The following is an 18,788-nucleotide window of genomic DNA, read 5'->3' on the forward strand; positions in this document are numbered from 1 at the left end:
CGTTCCGGCAAGTTTTCTTGCCGCCTTCCTCGGCCACTGGTGATCCTGGGACCAGGCGCCGACGCGGCGCCCCCGAGCGACGAGGAGTCTCATGTCCGCCACATCACCCACCGAAGCCGCAGCGTTCTGGGAGCAGCGGTATCGCGACAGCGACCGGGTCTGGAGCGGTAATCCGAATCCCCTGCTGGTGCGCGAAACCGCGGAGCTGCGCCCGGGCCGCGCACTGGATCTGGGCTGCGGCGAGGGCGCCGACGCGGTCTGGCTGGCCGGACAGGGCTGGGAGGTGACCGGCGTGGACATCTCCCGGACCGCGCTGGAGCGCGCCGCGGCCCATGCCGAGCAGGCCGGCCTGGGCGATCGCATCTCGTGGCAGCGACACGAACTCGGGCCCACCTTCCCGGACGGCAGCTACGACCTGGTCAACGCCCAGTTCCTGCAGTCACCGGTGGCGCTGGACCAGGACGGCGTGCTCCAGCGCGCGGCCGACGCGGTGGCGCCCGGCGGTACCCTGCTCATCGTCATGCACGCCGGCTGGCCGACCTGGATGACACGCGAGGAGCATCCGTTCGACGCCGTCTTCCCCACCCTCGACGGCGTCCTGCGCGCCCTGCGCCTCGGCGACGAATGGACCGTTCGCACCTGTGAGCCGGTCGAACGCGCGCTGACCTCACCCGACGGCCGCTCCGGCACCCGGGTCGACAATGTCTGGCGCCTCTTCCGCGCGGCCGAGGACCGTAACTAGCTGCGCGGCTTGCGGCGGTCGTACTTGCGCGGGCCCTCGCGGCGCGGGCCGCGGCTCAGCGAGCGATGGGACGGCGGGCCCTGGTCCAGCTGCAACTGGATCAGGACGCCGCTGATCCTGGTGCGGCGCAACGCATCCAGCGTTTCCGACGACAAATCGGCGGGAAGCTCGACCAGGCTGTGGTCGGGCCGGATGCTGATGTGGCCGAAGTCGCTGCGACGCAGACCGCCCTCGTTGGCGATGGCGCCGACGATCGCACCGGGGACAACCCGGTGTCGTTTACCGACCGCGATGCGGTAGGTGGCCATCTCCGCGCCGGTGGCGCGATGGTGCTGCGGACCACCCTCCGGGCGCCGCTCGCGATCCTCGCGCGGGGCGCGTTCGCGGCGCGGCGGGCGGATCGGCTCGGGCTCGGCCTCCATGAAGAAGTTGTCGCCGTCGTGGCCGCCCACCGCTAGGGCGGCGGCGATATCGGCGACCGGGATGTTGTGCTCGGCCTCGTAGTCCTCGATCAGCTTGCGGAACAGCGCGAGATTCGACGACGCCAGATTCTCCGTGATCGCGTCGTGGAATTTGACCACACGCTGGGCATTCACGTCGTCGACGCTGGGCAGCTGCATTTCGGTCAGCGGCTGGCGGGTGGCGCGCTCGATCGCATCCAGCAGCCGGCGTTCGCGCGGCGCGACGAACAGCAGCGCCTCACCGGTGCGCCCGGCCCGGCCGGTGCGGCCGATGCGGTGCACATAGGACTCGGTGTCGTGCGGGATGTCGTAGTTGACCACGTGCGAGATGCGGTCGACATCGAGTCCGCGCGCGGCCACATCGGTGGCGACCAGGATGTCGAGGGTGCCGGACTTCAACTGGCCGATGGTGCGTTCGCGCTGGTTCTGCGCGATATCGCCGTTGATCGCGGCGGCCGAGTAGCCGCGCGCGCGCAGCTTCTCGGCCAGCTCCTCGGTGGCCTGCTTGGTGCGCACGAAGATGATCATCGCCTCGAACGGCTCGACCTCGAGAATCCGGGTCAGCGCGTCGAGTTTGCGCTGATGCGAGACGTGCACCCAGCGCTGGGTGATGTTGGTGTTGGTCGAGGTCTTGGACTTGACCGTGATCTCGACCGGATCCTTGAGGTACTGCTTGGAGATCTTGCGGATCACCGACGGCATGGTGGCCGAGAACAGCGCGACCTGCTTGTCCGCGGGAGTGTCGCGCAGAATGCGTTCGACGTCCTCCTGGAAACCCATCTTCAGCATCTCGTCGGCCTCGTCGAGCACGAGATACCGCAGCTGGGTGAGGTCGAGGGTGCCGCGCTCGAGGTGGTCGATGACCCGGCCCGGCGTGCCGACGACGACCTGCGCGCCGCGGCGCAGACCCTGCAGCTGGACCGCGTAGTTCTGACCGCCGTAGATCGGCAGCACGTGGATTCCCGGCAGATGCGACGAGTAGCGGCCGAAGGCCTCGGCCACCTGGATCGCCAGTTCGCGGGTCGGTGCGAGCACCAGCGCCTGCGGCGGCTTCGGCCGCTTCTCCAGGCCCATCAGAATCGGGATGGCGAAGGCCGCCGTCTTACCGGTACCGGTCTGGGCCAGGCCGACGACATCGGCGCCCGCGAGCAGCGGCGGAATGGTGGCCGCCTGGATCGGCGACGGGGACTCGTAGCCGACATCGGCGATGGCCGCGAGCAGCCGATCGTCGATGCCGAGGTCGGCGAACGACGGCTCGATCACATCGCCGCTGTCGCGCCGGTACCCGGTGGCGGCGTCCGCGGGCCCTTCGTGGTTGCGCTCGTCTGCGCCTTCGGGCCTGTCGCCCTCGCCGCCGGGCACGCTGTCGACCGATGAGTTGTTCATATTGACCAGCAGTTTAATGCCTTGCGGTGGCCGCCCGGACCATCGGGCCAATACGGTGAGACCTATGCAACCGCAGCAGCCGCCCTCGCGCGCCGTTCCGGAATCCGCCGAACCCCTGCGGCCCACCGCATCTGCGCCCGCCGAGCCGGATTCTCCCGGCGGCGCCGGAGCACCCGTGAGTGACGAATCCGACACCGCCGGCGCACCCGGAATCGGCCGCGCGCACACCGCTGATCCGATCGGCAGCCCCGTCCCGATCGTGATCACCTACTCGACCACCGCGGAGGCCGGACGGCCCGCGCCCGCGGTGCCCGGTGGACTCGAATCCCGGCCCGCCGCCCGGCCGGCACCCGCCCCGGCTCCGGCGCAGGCGGTCGACATCGCGGTCGTGCAGTTCGGGCCGCATACCGACAAGGCCGCCAATCTCGCCGCGCTGCGCGACCATATTCGCGCCGCCGCCGAGCACGGCGCGAAAGTGGTTGTCGCTCCGGAATATTCGATGTTCGCGGTGAAGCGGCTGGACGAACGGGTGGTGGCGGCGGCCGAACCGATCACCGGCCCGTGGGCGAGCGAATTACGCGGGCTCGCCGCCGAATTCGGGGTGCACGTGGTCGCCGGCGTCGTCGAGGCGCCGGGCGGTCAGATCACCGATCGGATCTACAACACGCTGATCGCGGCCGGTCCCGATGCCGAGTTCGCGGCGATCTACCGCAAGGTGCACCTGTACGACGCGTTCGGATTCCGTGAATCGGACGTGGTCGCTCCGGGGCCGATCGAGGATCCCGCCACGTTCACCGTCGACGGCGTCACCTTCGGCCTGCAGACCTGCTTCGACCTGCGCTTTCCGGAGGGCTGCCGCCGGGTGGCGGCCGCGGGTGCGCAGGTGTTACTCCTTCCCGCGCAATGGATTCCGGGCCCGGGCAAGCTCGATCAGTGGACCACGCTGCTGCGGGCCCGCGCCATCGAGAACACGGTCTACGTGGCCGCCGCGGACCACTGCGCCCCGCGCGGTGCGGGCGCGTCGATGATCGTCGACCCCTCCGGCAATCTGCTGGCCGAACTCGGTGATTCCCCCGGTATCGCCACCAGCCGCGTCGACCTCGATCACCTGCGGCAGATCCGCACCACCAACCCCAGCCTGAGCCTGCGCCGATTCACCGTCGAGCCACAAGTCACCGCCGAGCCATAGACTGGACGGCACCATGATCTATCCGGATCGTCGGTCGGCCGGTCGCACGCTGGGTGAGTCGCTGTCGCACCTGCGGGCGTGGCATCCCCTGGTGCTGGGACTGCCGCGTGGTGGGGTGCCGGTCGCGGCCGCCGTGCGCGAGGTCATCGGCGGGGATCTGGATGTGCTGCTCGTCCGCAAACTCGGCGTGCCGTGGCAACCCGAACTGGCGATGGGCGCGATCGGCGAGGACGGGGTCCGGGTTCTCAACGACGATGTGGTGCGCCAGACCGGCGTGCGATCCGAACAGATCGCCGCCGTGGAGGAGGCCGAGCGCGCGGAGTTGTCGCGGCGGCAGCGGGTGGTGCGCGCGCAGGTGCCGCGGGTGCCGATCCACGATCGCGCGGTGGTGATCGTCGACGACGGGATGGCCACGGGCGCGACGGTCGCCGCGGCGTGCCGCGTGGCGCAGTCGCACCGGCCACGGTGGATCACGGTGGGGGTGCCGGTGTCGTCTATCGAGGCGATGGAACGGCTGCGCGGCCTGGCGCGGGAGACGGTGTGCCCGTGGATTCCGCGCTCCCTCGGCGGAGTCGGCGGGGCGTATCGCGATTTCCATCAACTCGATGACGACGAGATGCTGGATCTGCTGCGCACGGCGCACCAGCCCGGCGGCTGAGCCCGTGCAGGGCAGACGTTTTCACCATTCGTTGTCGTCGGCGACCACTCGTTCCGCGGCCGCGACCAGCGGGCGCAATTGCGCGGCGAAGGTTTCGGCGGTGACGCCGGCGATATCGACCTCCGCACGGGTGCGGACCGCGTAGCGGCCGTCACCAGTGACGTCGATCCAGCACAGCACGCCGAGCGGGCGCATGCTGTCGTCGGCGCGACGCGCGGAGACCACGATCTGGCCGATGCCGTCGCGGGGCTGTTTGAGCAACCGCCGCATCCGCGCCGTGGTGGAGGGGCCGGCGACCGGCACGGTCACCAGATCGCGACTGTCCTCGCGCACCCGGTCCAGCGGTGCCGTGCGGCGCGGTTCCGCCCCGGGCGGGCACTCCGGCAGCAGCGAGACCACCCGGGCCGCGAGGGTGCTGGAGTTCCCGACGAACAGCCGCACATCGCCGCCGCGGTCGGGCGCGCTGCCGTGGCGCTGGGCCGCGACCACCGTGATGTGGCCGGCGGCCGCGCCCAGCACCCGGACGGGCCGGGCCTGCCCCGCGCCGTGTTCGCCGAAGACCTCGACGCATACGGCGGGCCGGGCGAGCAGTCGCAGCGCCGCCTCCAGATCGGGGTCCACGGTGCGATCGCACCATTCGATCAGCTCCGGGAGCTGCGCGGCCCGTTCGGCGCTGTCGCGGGCGGACAATCGCACCGCGAGCGGATACGGGATCCGGTCACCGTCGATCCGTTGCCACGCCATCGCGAACTGGTCGGGCGTCAGCGTCCATTTCACCGCCGCCGGCCCGCCTGGTCACCCGCCGTCACCGCGCGATCAGTCATCCTCGGACCATTCGCCCAGTACGGGTGGGGTGGTCGGGGCGAGGTGCCCGACCAGTTCGCCGCCCGGCTCGGCCGGTTCGAGGAAGGTCGGTTCGTCGTCGAATTCGGGGTAGTAGTCCTCGTCGTCCTCGTCGTCGCGGCGGATCGGCTTCGCCGCCACCGGAGTCGACGGGCCCTGTCGCACGGCATCGCCCGCGGCGAACGCGCCCCCGGCCAGGCCGCCCACGATGCCCGCGCCCATGCCGGACATCGAGTCCGCGCCGGAGTTGCGGTCCTGGTCGTGGTCGTCGCGTTTTGTCGAATCGGAGCTCTGCGCCGTCGACGCCGGGCCGGTGGCCGACCCTGCGGGACCCACGGCCGCGGGGGCCACGCCCGGAGCGGCCGGCGCCCCGGTTCCGGGTGCGGGTTGCCCGTCGTTGGCCGGTTTCGATTGCGCGACAACCGGATCGGCGGTTGCCACCGGGGTATCGGGGACCGCGGCGGCGGGAAGGGTGCTGGTCACCGGAGTGGCGGCCGGTGCCGTGGGCTCTATCAGCGTCGTCGGTGCGACCGCGGCCGGCGTCACGGTTACGGGCCGGTCGGGGGCCGGCTGGTCACCGCCGGGCCGATCACCGCCAAGCTGATCACTGCCGGGCTGATCACCGCCGGGCCGATCGCCGCCGGGTTCGCTCGGCCGATCCGCCGGAACCGCTTCCGGTCCCTGGGGTCCGTCCACAGTCGGCGTCACTCGCGAGCCCGTCGCCCCGCCGACCAGGTCCGCACTGCCCCCACCCGGTGCGGTCGCCTCGTAACCCGGCGGCACGACAGCGGGATTCGGGTACATGCCGCCGTCGGGAAACGCCGGCACGCTGTCGCCGGTGCGCAGGAAGACACCGGCATAGACCGAATCCATCACCCGCACGGCGTCCTGGCGCACGTTCTCGGCGCTCTTCTGCACGGCGGCGTTGGCCGTCGCCTGTTTCGGATCCAGCAGCGCCGCTTCCAGATCCGGATGGGCGGTCGCCTGTTGCGATACCGAGGCACGCAATGTCTCGGCTGCGTCGGTGGCCTGCGCGAGTCGTTGGCCGACAACCGCCATCACATCGGACAGCTGCTGGCCCAGTCGTTCGAAGGCGGTCACCGCGTCGGCGGCCAGTTGCGCGGCCCCACCGCGCCAGCCGTCGGCGATGGCACCGCGGATTTCGGTGTGCGCGGACTGGACGGCGTCGGCCATCCCGGCCGCCGAACTCTGCCATGCCTGACGGCCCGCGCTGATGATCTCGGGATTCAATTCCTGCACCCCGCGCTGGATATCGCGATGGGTGAGGTTGTCGAACACCTCGACCGTCGGGGCGTAATCCGGATCGGTATGCCCCTGCGCCGGCGGTGTCCCGTTGCCGCTGACCCTATGCATGTCCGACCCCCACCGGCTGCGACGGCTGTACCACCGCCGGAGGTGGTGCGGTCTTTCCGATCGCCGCGGCGGCGTCGGCGTCGTGCTGGGCGTAGGCGGCTGCGGCAGCACGCAGGGTCTGTGCGAATTGCCGTGCGGCATCGGCGTATTCGCGTAAGCGATCGGCCGCGTCGGCGGCCTTTCCTTCGAAGCCGCGGCGCAGCGACCGGCCCGACTCGAAGCCACCGAATCCGGGCAACGACGCGGCCGCACCGAGTGCGCGGATCTGCTGCTCGACCTGGTCGGCCAGTGTCTCGTAGCGGCGCGCGCAGCGTTCGTGGGTGCCGTCGCCGACGAGTACGCCGTCGATCCACAACTCTCCGTCGTCCACCGCCTGGGCCAGCGCACCGACATCGTTGCGCAGATTCCCGGCCTCTTGTGACTGCATCGCGGTCCCCCTTTCTCAACCCACTTCCGTGGCGCCGTGACGACGGTCCGCGACCTCGCGAATCCACTCCGCGATATCGGCGGTGACCGCCGCATGCACCGGCTCGTGCAGCAAATCGTGCCCGGCATCGGTGTACTCGTGCAACCCCACCGACCGGTGCCGGGCCGACCACACGCGCGCGGAGTCGATCGGTGCGCGGCGGTCGTCGACGCCGTGCAGCGCCAGGATCGGCAGCTCGGGCGGCACCGCAGCGGGCGATTCGACGGCCCGCTTCGGGGTTCCGGTCAGCACCATGCCCGCGCACCCGGACATCTCCGGCAACGACATCGACGCGAGACAGGTCGCGGCCCCGAGGGAGTGGCCCGCCAGGAACAGTGGCGGACCGGGCTGCTCGGCGCGCATCACCCGGACCAGCGCGGCCGCGTCGGCCGCCAGTTCGGGCAGCGTTCCCGGCGCCCCCGGGTCGCCTTCGCTCAGCCCCTGGCCGGCGGTGTCCAGACACCAGACTTCGATATCGCGCGCACCCAGGCCACGGCCGAGCCGATGGTAATGCCCGCTGTGCTGGCCGGTTCCGGGCAGGAACGCCACCAGCGCCACCGGCCGCTCCACCGGCCACCGGCGGTAGTGCAGTCGACCGCGGGCACCCTGGAAGTACGGCATCACCCCATTGTCACGGGCGGGTCGCCGGTGCGCGGGTCCGGCCCGGCGACGTGAGACCGATATCCGACACGCCCCCCTCACGCCACGCCGTACGACCTCGAAAGATTACGCTGTTGCGCGACTCGGCACGCGAGCGGTGCGTCGGCCGCGTGCGGGTGTCCGGAACTCAGGAGGGCCGCGATTGATTCTGTTCGGTGATCGTGTCGTGTGCAGCACCGATGACCTGGTGAGGGCAGCGCGCTGCGAATTCGCGCTGCTGCGCGCGCTCGATACCGAACTGGGCCTTGTCGTTTCGCCGAATACGACCGATCCGGTGAGCTTTCCGCTCGGCTCGCGGGCACTGCCGGACGACGTGTTCGACGATGTGTACGCGGCCCTCGGCGCGAGCGTGATCTCGATCGATCCGCCGGCCGCCGCCACGGCCGCGGAGTTGCGCGGCGTGCACGACCGGACCGTCGCCGCACTCGGCAGCGATGCGCCGGCGGTATTCGGGGCCACATTCTTCGACGGGACCTTCGCGGCCGGATGCGCCGTTCTCGTCCGCCGCGACGACCCCGCACCGGTGCGCGTGCGGCGACCCGCGGCGCTGCCGGACATCGGCGCGTCCGGCGAGGCTCCGGCTGGGGGCGTCGCCGACGAGGCCCACGAAGCGTCGCCGATCCCGAGTTCCTGCTTCGTGCTGTACGTCCGCTCGACGTCGTCCGATGTGGCGGCGCTCATGGAGGCGGCCGCGTGTGCGCGGATGGTGCGCGACAACGGGTTCGACGTCGATCCGTGGGTCCGGATCCGGGACGGCGCGGGTGCGGAACGGATCTACGAACTCGGTCCGGCCGACACGGTGTACGCGGCGCGGCGGATTCGGCTCGCCGCGATCCTCACCGCCAAACAGGACGAACTGCTTCCCGTGCAGTGGGGAGACCGCCGCTACCTCGCCTGTGGGCGATGCGCGAGCTGTACCGCCGAACTGGTGGCCGGGCGCGATCTGCTGCTGGTGGCCGGGATGCGACCGTCGGTGCGGGCGCAACTGCGCGATGCCGGCATCACCACGGTCGATCGCCTCGCCGCCGCGGATTCGTCGGTGACCGGTGTTGCGGTGCAGACCTTTTCGACGCTGCGACGGCAGGCCGAACTGCAGTTGCGCCGCGAGCGCACCGGGCGCCCGGCCTACGCCGTCACCGATGCGGCCGCCTTCGGTGAGCTGGCCCGGCCCGACGCCGGGGACGTCTTCGTCTCGGTCGCCGGATCGGCCGTCGGAGTCGGAGTCTCCGCGCGCGGCGCGGACGGCGGCGACGGCGTGTTCCTGTTCCACGCCTTCACCACCCACGATCCGGTGGCGCTGCTGGAATTTCTCGCCGACCGCCAGCAGCATCATCCCGACCTGCGGATCTACCACTTCTGCTCGCCGATCCGGACGCTGCTGGCCGACCTGTGCGCGCGCTGCGGCGCCGACGAGGAGACCGCCGACGATCTGCTCGGCGCGCTGCTGGACCTGTACCCGATCGTGCGTTCCGCGCTGCTGATCGGCGCTCGATCCTACGATCTGCCGGAAGTACTCGGCCTGCTCGACCCCGAGGCGGAACCGGTCCGCGCCGATCTCGAATCCTCCTGTGCGGCAACGCTGCGGTTGCGCGAGCGACTGTGCGAGCTCGCCGCCGAGCACGACATCCAGCCCTGCCCGGTTCCGCGCCGCACCCTCGCCGAACAACCGGCCGCGGTGGAGGCGGCGCTGCGCGAATTCGCCTTCGACTACGACGAGACCCGCAGTGCCGGACAGCAAGCCGCCGCCATGATGGCCGCGGTACTGGGGTATCACCGGCGCGAGCGGCAACCGCTGCACTGGGCGCACGAGGACCGTCTGCATCGGCCGATCGGCGAATGGGCCGACACCCCGGGCGTTCTCGTCGCGGACTGGGCCAGCGTCGACACCAAATGGCAGCACACCGACGACCGCCCGATGCGGCGCTACCTGAAGCTGACCGGCAGGCTGGGCACCGGCCGCCCGCCGCCTCCGGGCACCGCGGTACGCACGCTCTACGATTCGCCCGTCCCCGACCTTCCGGCCACCCCCGGCCGGCGCGCCACCGCGGCCGCGACGGTGCTCGGCTTCGCCCTCGACGATAACTTCGACGATGTGGTGCGGGTGGAGGAGTTGCTGCCGCCGGGCTGCGCTCCGTACGACGAACTGCCGGTCGCCATCGTGCCCGATCCGCCGGGCCGTGACGACAATCTGGAACAGGCGCTGAACGCCGTCGCGCACGAACTGCTGGTCAGCCTGCCCGACGTCCCGCTGACGGCCGCCTTCGATCTGCTGTGCCGGCGCCGGCCCCGGCTGCACGGTGCGACCGCGCTGCCGCAGGTCTTCGGTGACTACGCGGCCGCGATCACCGCGGCGGTGCTCGATCTCGACCGCTCGTACCTCGCGGTGCAGGGCCCCTCGGGCACCGGCAAACTCGATACCGCGGCCCGGGTGATCGAGCGGCTGGTGACCCGCTACAAATGGCGCGTCGGTGTGGTGGCGCAAACACATTCGGCCGCCGAGGCGTTGCTCGACGCGGTGGTCCGCGTGGGCGTCCTGCCCGAACTGGTCGCCAAATCGGATGTGCACACCGTGGCTCCGGAATGGCTGGGAATCGCCGCCGACCGCTATCCGCGCTTCCTCGACAACGCGGTGAACGGCTGCGTGATCGGCGGTCTCACAGGCGATTTCACCGATCCCGAGCAGGTGGCGCCGCAGAGTCTGGATCTACTGGTGATCGCCGACGCCGGATATTTCCCGCTGGCGCAGGCGATCGCGGTCGGCGCCTCGGCGCGGAATCTGCTGCTGATCGGCGATCCGGCTCCGCTGCCGGGTACCGGCCTGCACCCGGAGCGCGTCCACGAATCGGCCCTGGGCCGCATCGTCGGCGACAACCCCACGGTCCCTACGGCTTTCGGTTATTTCCTGGAACGCACTTGGCGGATGCATCCGCAGGTGTGCGGGCCGGTGTCGTCGCTGCGCTACGGTCGCCGGCTGCGCTCGAACGAGACGGTGACACTGGCGCGCGAACTCGAGGGCGTCGCGCCGGGCGTGCGCGCGGTGCCGGTCGAACATCACGGCAACAGCACCGAATCCGCGGAGGAGGCCCGCGAGATCGTCCGTCAGGTCCGGTCCCTGCTGGGCCGCACCTGGCGCCAGGGCGTGCTGACCCGGCGGCTGCATCCGCACGACATCCTGGTGGTCACGCCCTATCACGCGCAGGTGGCGCGCATTCGAATGCTGTTGTCGCGGGCCAGGATCGAGGATGTGGTGGTCGGCACCGCCGATCGGTTCCGCGGGCGGGAGGCTGCGGTCGTGCTGATCTCGATGACGACCTCGGCCCCCGCCGACGCACCGCACGGCATGGACGATCTGCTCTCGCGGCACTGGCTGACCACCGCCGTCTCCCGGGCGATGTGGGCGGCGATCGTCGTGGCGTCCCCGCTGCTCACCGACTACCTACCCGATACACCCGAACAACTGCCCGATCTGGCCGCCTATCTCGAACTGACCGGGAGCGACTAGCCGAAGTTGCGGCCCTCGCCGCGATAGGTCGGCACCGTGGTGCGCCGGTCGCCGGCGTCCACGATGTGGATGGCGTCGAAGCGTTCGCAGAGCTCACCGGCCTTGGCGTGGCGCATCCACACCCGATCCCCGACGGACAGGTCCGCGGCACCGGTGAACGGCGTCTGCACCTCTCCCGCGCCCTCGGTGCCGATCAACCGCAAACCCTTGGGCCACACCGGCTTCGGCACCCGCGAGGCACCGGCCGGGCCGGAGGCGATATAGCCACCGGCGAAGACGGTGGCTATATCGGCGGCCGGGCGGCGCAGCACCGGCAGCGCGAAATACAGCGCGGGATGGGGCGTGAAGGCGCGATATCCGTCGAACAGCGTCGGCACGTAGAGACCGGATCCGGCGGTCACCTCGGTGACCTCGGGCGCCGCCACACTCACCTCGATCGACCCGCTGCCGCCGCTGTTGACGATCTCGAGTTCACCGGCCACCGAACGCACCGCCTCCAGCACCTGCGTACGGCGCGTGCCGATTTCGGCCGCGGAGAGCCGTTTGACCAGCCGCACCGCGGGATTGGTGTCGGGCAGGCCGGCGATCTGGGCCTCGTAGGTCATCACCCCCACCACCCGGAAGCCGCGCTCGCCGGCGGCGCGGGCCAGCCGCTCGGCCTGCTCCGGTGTCCGGATCGGCGATCGGCGCACCCCCAGGTGCAGCGGGCCGATCCGCAACGAGGCGTCCACGTCCAGGCAGACGCGCGGGCTGATTCCGGCGCCGCCGACCGCGGCGCGAATCAGATCCAGCTGCGCGACGTCGTCGACCATCAGCGTGATCGAATCGAGCAGGGTGGCGTCGCCGGCCAAGTCGGCCAGCGCGGCGCGATCGACGCTCGGATAGCCGAGCAGGATGTCGCGCGCCCCGTGTCCGGCCAGCCACAGTGCCTCGCGCAACGAATAGGACATGATGCCGGCGAATCCGCCGCGGCCGGTGAGCCCCGGTCCGAGCACTTCCTCGAGGACCGCGCGGCAGCGCACCGATTTGCTGGCCACCCGGATCGGCACGCCGCGGGCCCGGCGCACCAGGTCCGCTGCGTTGGCGCGCAACGCGCTCAGGTCCAGCGCGGCCAGGGGCGGATCGAGGTCCGCGGTGGCGGCGTGCAGGTCGGCGATGGGCGACGCGTCTGTCACCACATCAGACAATCACGAAACTGGTCACACGTCCAGGAGAACCGGGCGCGTCGTTACCGATCGACCGCCTTGGTGATCAGCGTGGCGACCAGATCGTCCAGCACCACGAGCGTGGTCTCGTCGTCACCGTCGGCGAGCCACCGCAGCACCGCACCCTGGATCACGGCCAGCACATACGCCGATATCGCCGCCACCGGCTCGATCCACTGGGTGTTCGAACGCTCGGCGCACGCGTCCAGCGCGGCGGCGACCTCGGCGTCCAGGTCACGCAGCCACTCCGTCGCCGAGAGCCCGGAGCAGTCGGCCTCCCCCTCCCAGCGGCGGCGTAAGGAACTGATCGTGAGATCCAGCGTGTGCACCTGCCGTTGCGGCGTGGCCCGGATGGCCGACCACATCGCACTCACGCCGGCGTGCAGAACCACCCGCAACGCGCGCGTGCCCGTGCAGTCGCAGGCGGCCGACGCGGCGTCGATGGCCTCCTGCACGATCGGCCGCGGCCGGACCCGAATCATCTCTCCACTAGCGCTCAACGACGACTCCCTCGGCGAAAGAACTCGCGCACCTCGCCTGCGCGGCTCGTTCAACGGGCATCGGATCCGCGGTGATCTCTTCCGAGGTCTACCTCGGGCGACCCGTTCAACATCCGTCAATGTTAGAGGGTTTTCGGGGATCGCGACCAGGTTCGATAGGCCGTTCCGTACTGAAAGATTGTTTTGTTACCTCTCCGACACACCCCGCGCGGTGGTTCGGCGGCGAATCCCCCACGGTCAGCGCGGGCGGCGCCCAAGCGCAAACGCCCAGAACTCTACGGCCTCCGGGCCGGAATCGTTATATCGATGTGGGCGAGCACACAGGTGGGCCAAGGCTCACTCCCCGCCTCGAACACGCCGATAACCTGGAGTCGTGACAACGGTGCGCCCCGATCATCTCCACATTCCCGGCACCTTCAACTACCGCGACGTCGGCGGCCTGCGCACGGCGAGCGGGACCAAGATTCGCAGCGGAGTTCTGCTCCGGTCGGCTCAGCTGTGCCGGCTGGACGAACGCGGACACGCCATCCTGCGCCGGCTCGGCGTCGCCACCGTGCACGATCTGCGCGGACCCGGCGAGGCCGACCGAATGGGCGTCGACATCCTTCCCGACGGCATTCGGCTGGAGGTGACACCGTTCCACTCCGGCGTCGGCGCCGCCCGGGCGCCGCACGAGGCTCCACAGGAGACGGCGCTGCCGCCCCATGAGGCCGCCGGACAGGACAACGCGGCCACGACCAGCCGCCACCTCGATCTGCTCGAGGTCTACGCGGAATTCCCCTCGATGCCGGAGGCGGGCGTCGCGATCACCGCCATGGCCCGGTCGCTGGCCCGCGGCGACGGCGCGGTGCTGGTGCACTGCGCGGCCGGCAAGGACCGCACCGGCTGGGCGGTCGCCACCCTGCTGCGGGCGGTCGGCGTCACCGAGGACAACGTCCTGGCCGACTATCTGCTCAGCAACGAGGCGGTCGAATCGCTGGCCGCCGACGTGGCACGCAATTCCGGCGAGCCGCTGCCGCCCGCCCTGCTGGGGGTGAGCATCGAATACCTCGCCGCCGGCACCGAGGCCATGCACCGCCGCTACGGCACCCTCGACGGCTATCTCGACGCCATCGGCATCACGCCGCAGCTGCGTGCCGCGTTGCACACCCGCATGCTGGAGTGATCCGGTACGACCGGCCCGCACCGGCTACCCGGTGCGGTGGACCAGACCGTCGGTATCGATGCTCACCTGATTTCCGGTGTGGAACCAACTGCCCGTGAACCGCGATTCGGTGGTCTGCGGGTCGTTCCAGTAGCGCGGGGTGATATTCGGGCCGCGACAGAGCAACTCGCCGCTGCCCACCCCCGCCCGCGGCCCCCACAGCGCCAATTCCGTACCGCCGAACGGGAATCCGAGAACGTCGCTGCCGGACGTCGCGCCGCTGTCCACCAGAGCCAATCCGATACCGCTGGTCTCGGTCGCACCCCACACCGACCACTGCCGGGCCAGCGGGAACACCTCGCGCAGCGCCTCGGCGACGATTTCCGCGGTGCCGGCGTCGGTCGCGGCCAGTTCGGCGCGATGTCCCGCGCTGCACACCTGACGCACGCCCTCGGCCCGCAATCCGGCCAGTTCGGGTAGCAGGCCCGCGAAGATGCGAGGCGTCGCGGCCACCATGTCGATACGTTCGGCGACGATCGTCTCGGCGATCATGGCCGGATCCGGGGCGAGGACGACCGTGCCGCCCACGGCGAAGGTCGGCAGCAGTTGATCGACACAGCCGCTCGCATGCGCCAGCGGCATCAGAACCAGATTGCGCAGTCCGTCGGTCGGCAGGTCGAAGGCGCCCACCACCGAGCGCACCGCCGAGAGCAGATTCTCGTTGGTCAACTCGACGCCGCGCGGACCGCCCGGCGCCTCCGAAAGGCCCTGGGCCGCAGCGCCGCTGGTGTAGCACAGCAGGGCGAGCTCGCTCAGTGACGCGCCGTCGTCGATGAAGGCCGCGCCGTCGGGGAAGTCGGCGTACCCGGCATCGGCGCCGCCGCCGTCGAGGACGAAATCCGCGCAGCTGTCCGCGATCACCTGGGCGGCCACGCCATCGGGCAGCCCGTCGTGCACCAGCACCGGCACCGCACCGGACAGCAGGGCGCCGAGGAAGGCCTGGACCCAGCGCGCGCCCACCGGCATCCGCACGGCAACCCGGTCGCCGTAGCCGATTCCGTGTTCCTGCAGTCCGCCGGCGATCCGGGAGGCGGCATGCCACAGCTGCCGGTAGGTCAGCCGCGGTCCGCCGATCTCGACGACCGCCTCCCGGCCCGAGAACGCGTGTACCTGCACATCGAGTAGTTCGGTGAGGGCCGGATTCAGATTTCCGTACCGCAGTACGCCGTCGGCTCCGCGAGCAAGAGGGTTGCCACACCATGGATTTCGCGTCTGCGGATATTCGATCAGAAGCTGCGTCATCAAGTCCCTCCGGATGCCTCGATCAACAGGCACCTGTGACTATATGACGCAGATCACAGCCGTGGGGCGTTAGGCGACAAACTTGTCCGGGTGATCACCGCCCGGTGTAGCTCGCCTTCCCCGGGCCGACCTCCAGGAAGCTGCGCACCGCACCCCGCAAATCCTCGGTGTCGAACAGTTCGCCGGAGACCTTGGGCGTCACCGAATCGGCATGCTCGACGCCGCCGGAACGCCATGCCGCGATGATCTGCTTGGTGGCCGCGTGGGCGCGGGTCGGGCCGTCGGCGAGGCGGGTGGCCAGCGCCCGGGCCGCGGCGTCGACGTCCTCGTGCACCGCGTTGACCACACCCCAGTCGGCGAGGGTGGCCGCGTCGTACAGGTCGCCGGTCATGACCAGCTCCCGCGCCCGGCCGGAACCGGCACGCTCGGCCAGCCGCTGCGGCCCGCCCATCGACGGCGTCAGGCCCACGACCGTCTCGACCAGCCCGAACTTGGCCTTCGGCGAGGCCAGCAGGATGTCGCAGGCCAGCGAGATCTCGAAGGCGGCGGTCAGGGTGAGGCCGTGGGCGGCGAAGACGACCGGGCACGGCAGCGCCTCGACCGGGTGGATGATGCTCTGGAACAAGCGCTGCCACAGTTCGGCGCCCTGGTCCACGCTCAATCCGTCGAATTCGTGGACGTCGACCCCGCCGGAGACGACCTTGCCCTCGGCGCGGATCAGCAACGCGCGCGGCGGGTTCGCGGTCAACTCGGCGAGATCGGCGGCGAGCGATCCCAGCAGCGCCGAATCGAACAGGTTCAACGGCGGATGATCGATGGTGATGATCGCCAGCTGGGCGCCGGCCTCGGTCTCGGTCCGCTCCAACCGGGTGGGTTTCGAATCGCTCATCGGCCGAATCTATCCAGAACCCGTCATAACCGGTACCCCGGCCGCCGGTCTGCCAGACTGGTGCGGTGGATACCTCGCCGACCGAGAACGCCGGTTCGAACACCGCGACCTATGTCGAGCCCGGCGAATTCAAGCGCGACACGAACTACATCACGACCCGCATCACCGCCGACGGCCGCGACGGTTATCCCGTCGAACCGCAGCGCTACCGGCTGATCGCGGCGCGGGCCTGCCCGTGGGCCAACCGCACGCTGATCGTGCGGCGGCTGCTCGGCCTGGAGCAGGTGATCTCGCTGGGGTTGTGCGGGCCGACCCACGACAAACGCAGCTGGACCTTCGACCTCGATCCGGACGAGGTGGACCCGGTGCTGGGCATCCACTTTCTGCGCGACGCCTATCTCGCGCGCGACCCGGAGTATCCGCGCGGCATCACCGTCCCGGCGGTGGTGGACGTGCCGACCGGACGGGTGGTCACCAACGACTACGCGCAGATCACGCTCGACTTCTCCACCGAGTGGACGCAGTTCCACCGACCGGGCGCGCCGCAGCTGTATCCCGAACCGCTGCGCGCCGAGATCGATCAGGTGAACCGGCGCGTCTACACCGAGGTCAACAACGGCGTCTACCGCTGCGGTTTCGCCGGCAGCCAGGACGCCTACGACGCCGCCTACGATCGGCTGTTCACCGCGCTGGACTGGCTGTCGGAACGGTTGAGCGAACAGCGTTATCTGGTCGGCGACACCATCACCGAGGCCGATGTGCGGCTGTTCACCACGCTGGTGCGGTTCGACCCGGTGTATCACGGCCATTTCAAATGCAATCGGAACAAGCTCACCGAACAGCCGGTGCTGTGGGCCTATGCGCGCGACCTGTTCCAGACCCCGGGCTTCGGCGATACCGTCGATTTCACGCAGATCAAGCGGCACTACTACATCGTGCACAGCGATATCAATCCGACCGGGATCGTGCCGAAGGGGCCGGAACTGTCGGGCTGGCTCACCCCACACGGCCGAGAAGCGCTGGGCGGCAAGCCCTTCGGCGACGGCACGCCGCCTCCACCGCCACTGCCGGCGGAACGAGTTCCGGCTGCCGACTGGGTCTGAGCCGGTGCGGAGGCGGTCCGCCTCCGCACCGGATCGGTTCGTGCGGTCGCTGCGTTATGCGGAGGCTCCCGCGTAGGTGCCGAAGCTCCAGAACACGCCCTCGGGATCGCGGCAGGTGAACCCGCGCGAGCCGTAGTCCTCGTCGCGGAGTCCGCGCACGATCGTCGCACCGGCGGCGCGGGCGCGTTCGTAGAGCGCGTCCGGATCGTCGACGACGATGTACACCGAGCCGGTCCCCGGCGGCTGCTCACAGAGCGCGGAATCCTCGCGCTGCGAACCGAGCATGATGCCGCCCCCGCCGGGCCAGCCGAGTTCGGCGTGCTGGACCACGTCGTCGGTGGCGTAGCGGGCGACTTCGACGAATCCGAAGGCACGCTGCAGGAAGTCGATCGCGGCCGGGGCGTCACGGTAGACGAACGTCGGCCACAGCGGGGCCGTCGTCGTCGCGCTAGCGGTCGTTGCGGTATCGGTTGTTTCGGTCATGGACCCAGCCTTTCTCGCCCGGCGCCCCGTCGTCTTGGACGAATGGGAACACCTCGCGCGCACGCCACACCGACGGCGGACAGCCGGCCAGTTCGCGCCACTCGCGGGCCATGTGGGCCTGGTCGTAATAACCGGTCGCGGCCGCCACCTCGGCGATGCTCACCTCGGGCCGGCGCAGCATCCGGTGCGAGACCTCGAACCGGGTCAGCCGCGCGGCCTCCTTGGGCGTGATGCCGAACTCGCCGGCGAATCGCGCGGCCAGATGTCTTCTGCTCCAGCCGATGTCGTGCGCCACCCGGTCGACCGCGGGTGCGCCCGCGGGATCGGTCAGCAGCCGCCAGGCCCGGCGGAGGTTGGCGTCCATCTCGCGCCGGCGCGGATCGATCGCGGCGACCCGCGCGCAGAAGACCTCGTCCAGCACGGCGAACCGCGCGCGCCAGTCGGAGGTCGCGGCGATCCGCTCCCGCACCCGCTCGGCGTCGGGCCCCAGCAGATCCGACAGATCGACGATCCACTCCCCCAGCTCACCGGCGGGTATTCCGAACAGCGCCCGCGCACCCAGCGGTGTGACCGCCAGCTGAATTCCGTGCTGGTAGCCGTTGTGCGCGACCAGTGTCGGCCGCAGCGTCAGCCCGCCGGCCAGCGCGTCCCAGCGGCCGCCGGCCTGGTCGGGGTGGGAGGACACCGGCACGTCGATCGGTTCGTCGATGGTGAGAATCACCGTGATCGCGGTACTCGGCATGCCGACGTGCACGCCCGGATCGAATCCACGCAGCAGATATCCGTCGTAGCGGCCGAGGTAGGGCCGCAACGACGGGGTGGGCAACCGGCGCGCTCCCGCGGAGACACCACTCACCCTCTCCACGGTAGGCGGCGCGCGG

The 18,788-nt window shown here is 70.5% G+C and carries 17 protein-coding genes; 6 read left to right on the forward strand and 11 right to left on the reverse strand.

From position 1 onward, the window contains the following. The first annotated feature begins 91 nt into the window (after nucleotides 1–91). On the forward strand, nucleotides 92–742 hold the full coding sequence (locus NA3_RS24125; RefSeq protein WP_062965925.1) for a class I SAM-dependent methyltransferase: 651 nt from the start codon (nucleotides 92–94) through the stop codon (nucleotides 740–742). On the opposite strand, the gene NA3_RS24130 is transcribed toward NA3_RS24125, so the two are convergent. Next, nucleotides 739–2,589, reverse strand: a complete 1,851-nt coding sequence (locus NA3_RS24130) for a DEAD/DEAH box helicase (RefSeq protein ID WP_084491823.1) — start codon at nucleotides 2,587–2,589, stop codon at nucleotides 739–741. The genes NA3_RS24125 and NA3_RS24130 overlap by 4 nt on opposite strands. A 379-nt stretch (nucleotides 2,590–2,968) precedes the next feature. Between NA3_RS24130 and NA3_RS24135 the strand changes: the two genes are divergently transcribed. Together NA3_RS24135 and NA3_RS24140 are read left to right on the forward strand one after the other, a co-directional pair. Next, on the forward strand, nucleotides 2,969–3,778 hold the full coding sequence (locus tag NA3_RS24135; RefSeq protein ID WP_062966044.1) for a carbon-nitrogen hydrolase family protein: 810 nt from the start codon (nucleotides 2,969–2,971) through the stop codon (nucleotides 3,776–3,778). Between the two features lie 13 nt (nucleotides 3,779–3,791). Then, on the forward strand, nucleotides 3,792–4,436 hold the full coding sequence (locus NA3_RS24140; protein ID WP_062965926.1) for a phosphoribosyltransferase: 645 nt from the start codon (nucleotides 3,792–3,794) through the stop codon (nucleotides 4,434–4,436). Nucleotides 4,437–4,457: 21 nt separating this feature from the next. Here NA3_RS24140 and NA3_RS24145 read toward each other — a convergent pair whose 3' ends face one another. From NA3_RS24145 to NA3_RS24160, 4 genes are read right to left on the reverse strand one after another with little or no spacing between them, the layout of a single operon-like run. Beyond that, complete coding sequence (locus NA3_RS24145; protein ID WP_062965927.1) at nucleotides 4,458–5,213, reverse strand: ESX secretion-associated protein EspG; 756 nt, start codon at nucleotides 5,211–5,213, stop codon at nucleotides 4,458–4,460. 39 nt (nucleotides 5,214–5,252) lie between these two features. Next, nucleotides 5,253–6,653, reverse strand: a complete 1,401-nt coding sequence (locus tag NA3_RS24150; protein ID WP_062965928.1) for a WXG100 family type VII secretion target — start codon at nucleotides 6,651–6,653, stop codon at nucleotides 5,253–5,255. After that, nucleotides 6,646–7,080, reverse strand: a complete 435-nt coding sequence (locus NA3_RS24155; RefSeq protein WP_062965929.1) for a hypothetical protein — start codon at nucleotides 7,078–7,080, stop codon at nucleotides 6,646–6,648. Before NA3_RS24155 ends, NA3_RS24150 begins: the two co-directional genes overlap by 8 nt. 15 nt (nucleotides 7,081–7,095) lie before the next feature. Further along, nucleotides 7,096–7,740 (reverse strand): alpha/beta hydrolase, encoded by a 645-nt coding sequence (locus NA3_RS24160; protein ID WP_062965930.1) that lies wholly within the window; start codon nucleotides 7,738–7,740, stop codon nucleotides 7,096–7,098. 205 nt (nucleotides 7,741–7,945) lie between these two features. Between NA3_RS24160 and NA3_RS24165 the strand changes: the two genes are divergently transcribed. Next, nucleotides 7,946–11,281 carry a bifunctional RecB family nuclease/DEAD/DEAH box helicase gene (locus tag NA3_RS24165; protein ID WP_227995542.1) on the forward strand — a complete coding sequence of 1,112 codons (3,336 nt, stop codon included), beginning with the start codon at nucleotides 7,946–7,948 and terminating at the stop codon, nucleotides 11,279–11,281. Here NA3_RS24165 and NA3_RS24170 read toward each other — a convergent pair. Continuing rightward, entirely contained in the window at nucleotides 11,278–12,456 is a 1,179-nt protein-coding gene (locus NA3_RS24170) for an amino acid deaminase/aldolase (protein WP_062966045.1), read from the reverse strand. The two genes, NA3_RS24165 and NA3_RS24170, sit on opposite strands and share 4 nt — an antisense overlap. A 53-nt stretch (nucleotides 12,457–12,509) precedes the next feature. After that, nucleotides 12,510–12,986 (reverse strand): TetR family transcriptional regulator, encoded by a 477-nt coding sequence (locus tag NA3_RS24175; RefSeq protein WP_227995543.1) that lies wholly within the window; start codon nucleotides 12,984–12,986, stop codon nucleotides 12,510–12,512. A 373-nt stretch (nucleotides 12,987–13,359) separates the two neighbouring features. On the opposite strand from NA3_RS24175, the gene NA3_RS24180 reads away from it, so the two are divergent. After that, complete coding sequence (locus NA3_RS24180; protein ID WP_062965933.1) at nucleotides 13,360–14,151, forward strand: tyrosine-protein phosphatase; 792 nt, start codon at nucleotides 13,360–13,362, stop codon at nucleotides 14,149–14,151. A 24-nt stretch (nucleotides 14,152–14,175) separates the two neighbouring features. Here NA3_RS24180 and NA3_RS24185 read toward each other — a convergent pair whose 3' ends face one another. Continuing rightward, nucleotides 14,176–15,432, reverse strand: a complete 1,257-nt coding sequence (locus NA3_RS24185; RefSeq protein WP_062965934.1) for a class I adenylate-forming enzyme family protein — start codon at nucleotides 15,430–15,432, stop codon at nucleotides 14,176–14,178. A 94-nt stretch (nucleotides 15,433–15,526) separates the two neighbouring features. After that, nucleotides 15,527–16,321, reverse strand: a complete 795-nt coding sequence (locus tag NA3_RS24190) for an enoyl-CoA hydratase/isomerase family protein (protein WP_062965935.1) — start codon at nucleotides 16,319–16,321, stop codon at nucleotides 15,527–15,529. 65 nt (nucleotides 16,322–16,386) lie between these two features. Between NA3_RS24190 and NA3_RS24195 the strand changes: the two genes are divergently transcribed. Beyond that, nucleotides 16,387–17,424 (forward strand): glutathione S-transferase family protein, encoded by a 1,038-nt coding sequence (locus NA3_RS24195; RefSeq protein ID WP_062965936.1) that lies wholly within the window; start codon nucleotides 16,387–16,389, stop codon nucleotides 17,422–17,424. A 54-nt stretch (nucleotides 17,425–17,478) separates the two neighbouring features. Here the strand turns inward: NA3_RS24195 and NA3_RS24200 are convergent, their stop codons facing one another. Beyond that, nucleotides 17,479–17,907: a VOC family protein gene (locus tag NA3_RS24200; protein WP_062965937.1), complete on the reverse strand. Its 429-nt coding sequence runs from the start codon at nucleotides 17,905–17,907 to the stop codon at nucleotides 17,479–17,481. Further along, entirely contained in the window at nucleotides 17,873–18,763 is an 891-nt protein-coding gene (locus NA3_RS24205) for a helix-turn-helix domain-containing protein (protein WP_062966046.1), read from the reverse strand. Before NA3_RS24205 ends, NA3_RS24200 begins: the two co-directional genes overlap by 35 nt. Nucleotides 18,764–18,788 lie beyond the last annotated feature (25 nt).

It is taken from the genome of Nocardia africana NBRC 100379 (assembly GCF_001612635.1).
Lineage (GTDB): Bacteria > Actinomycetota > Actinomycetes > Mycobacteriales > Mycobacteriaceae > Nocardia > Nocardia africana.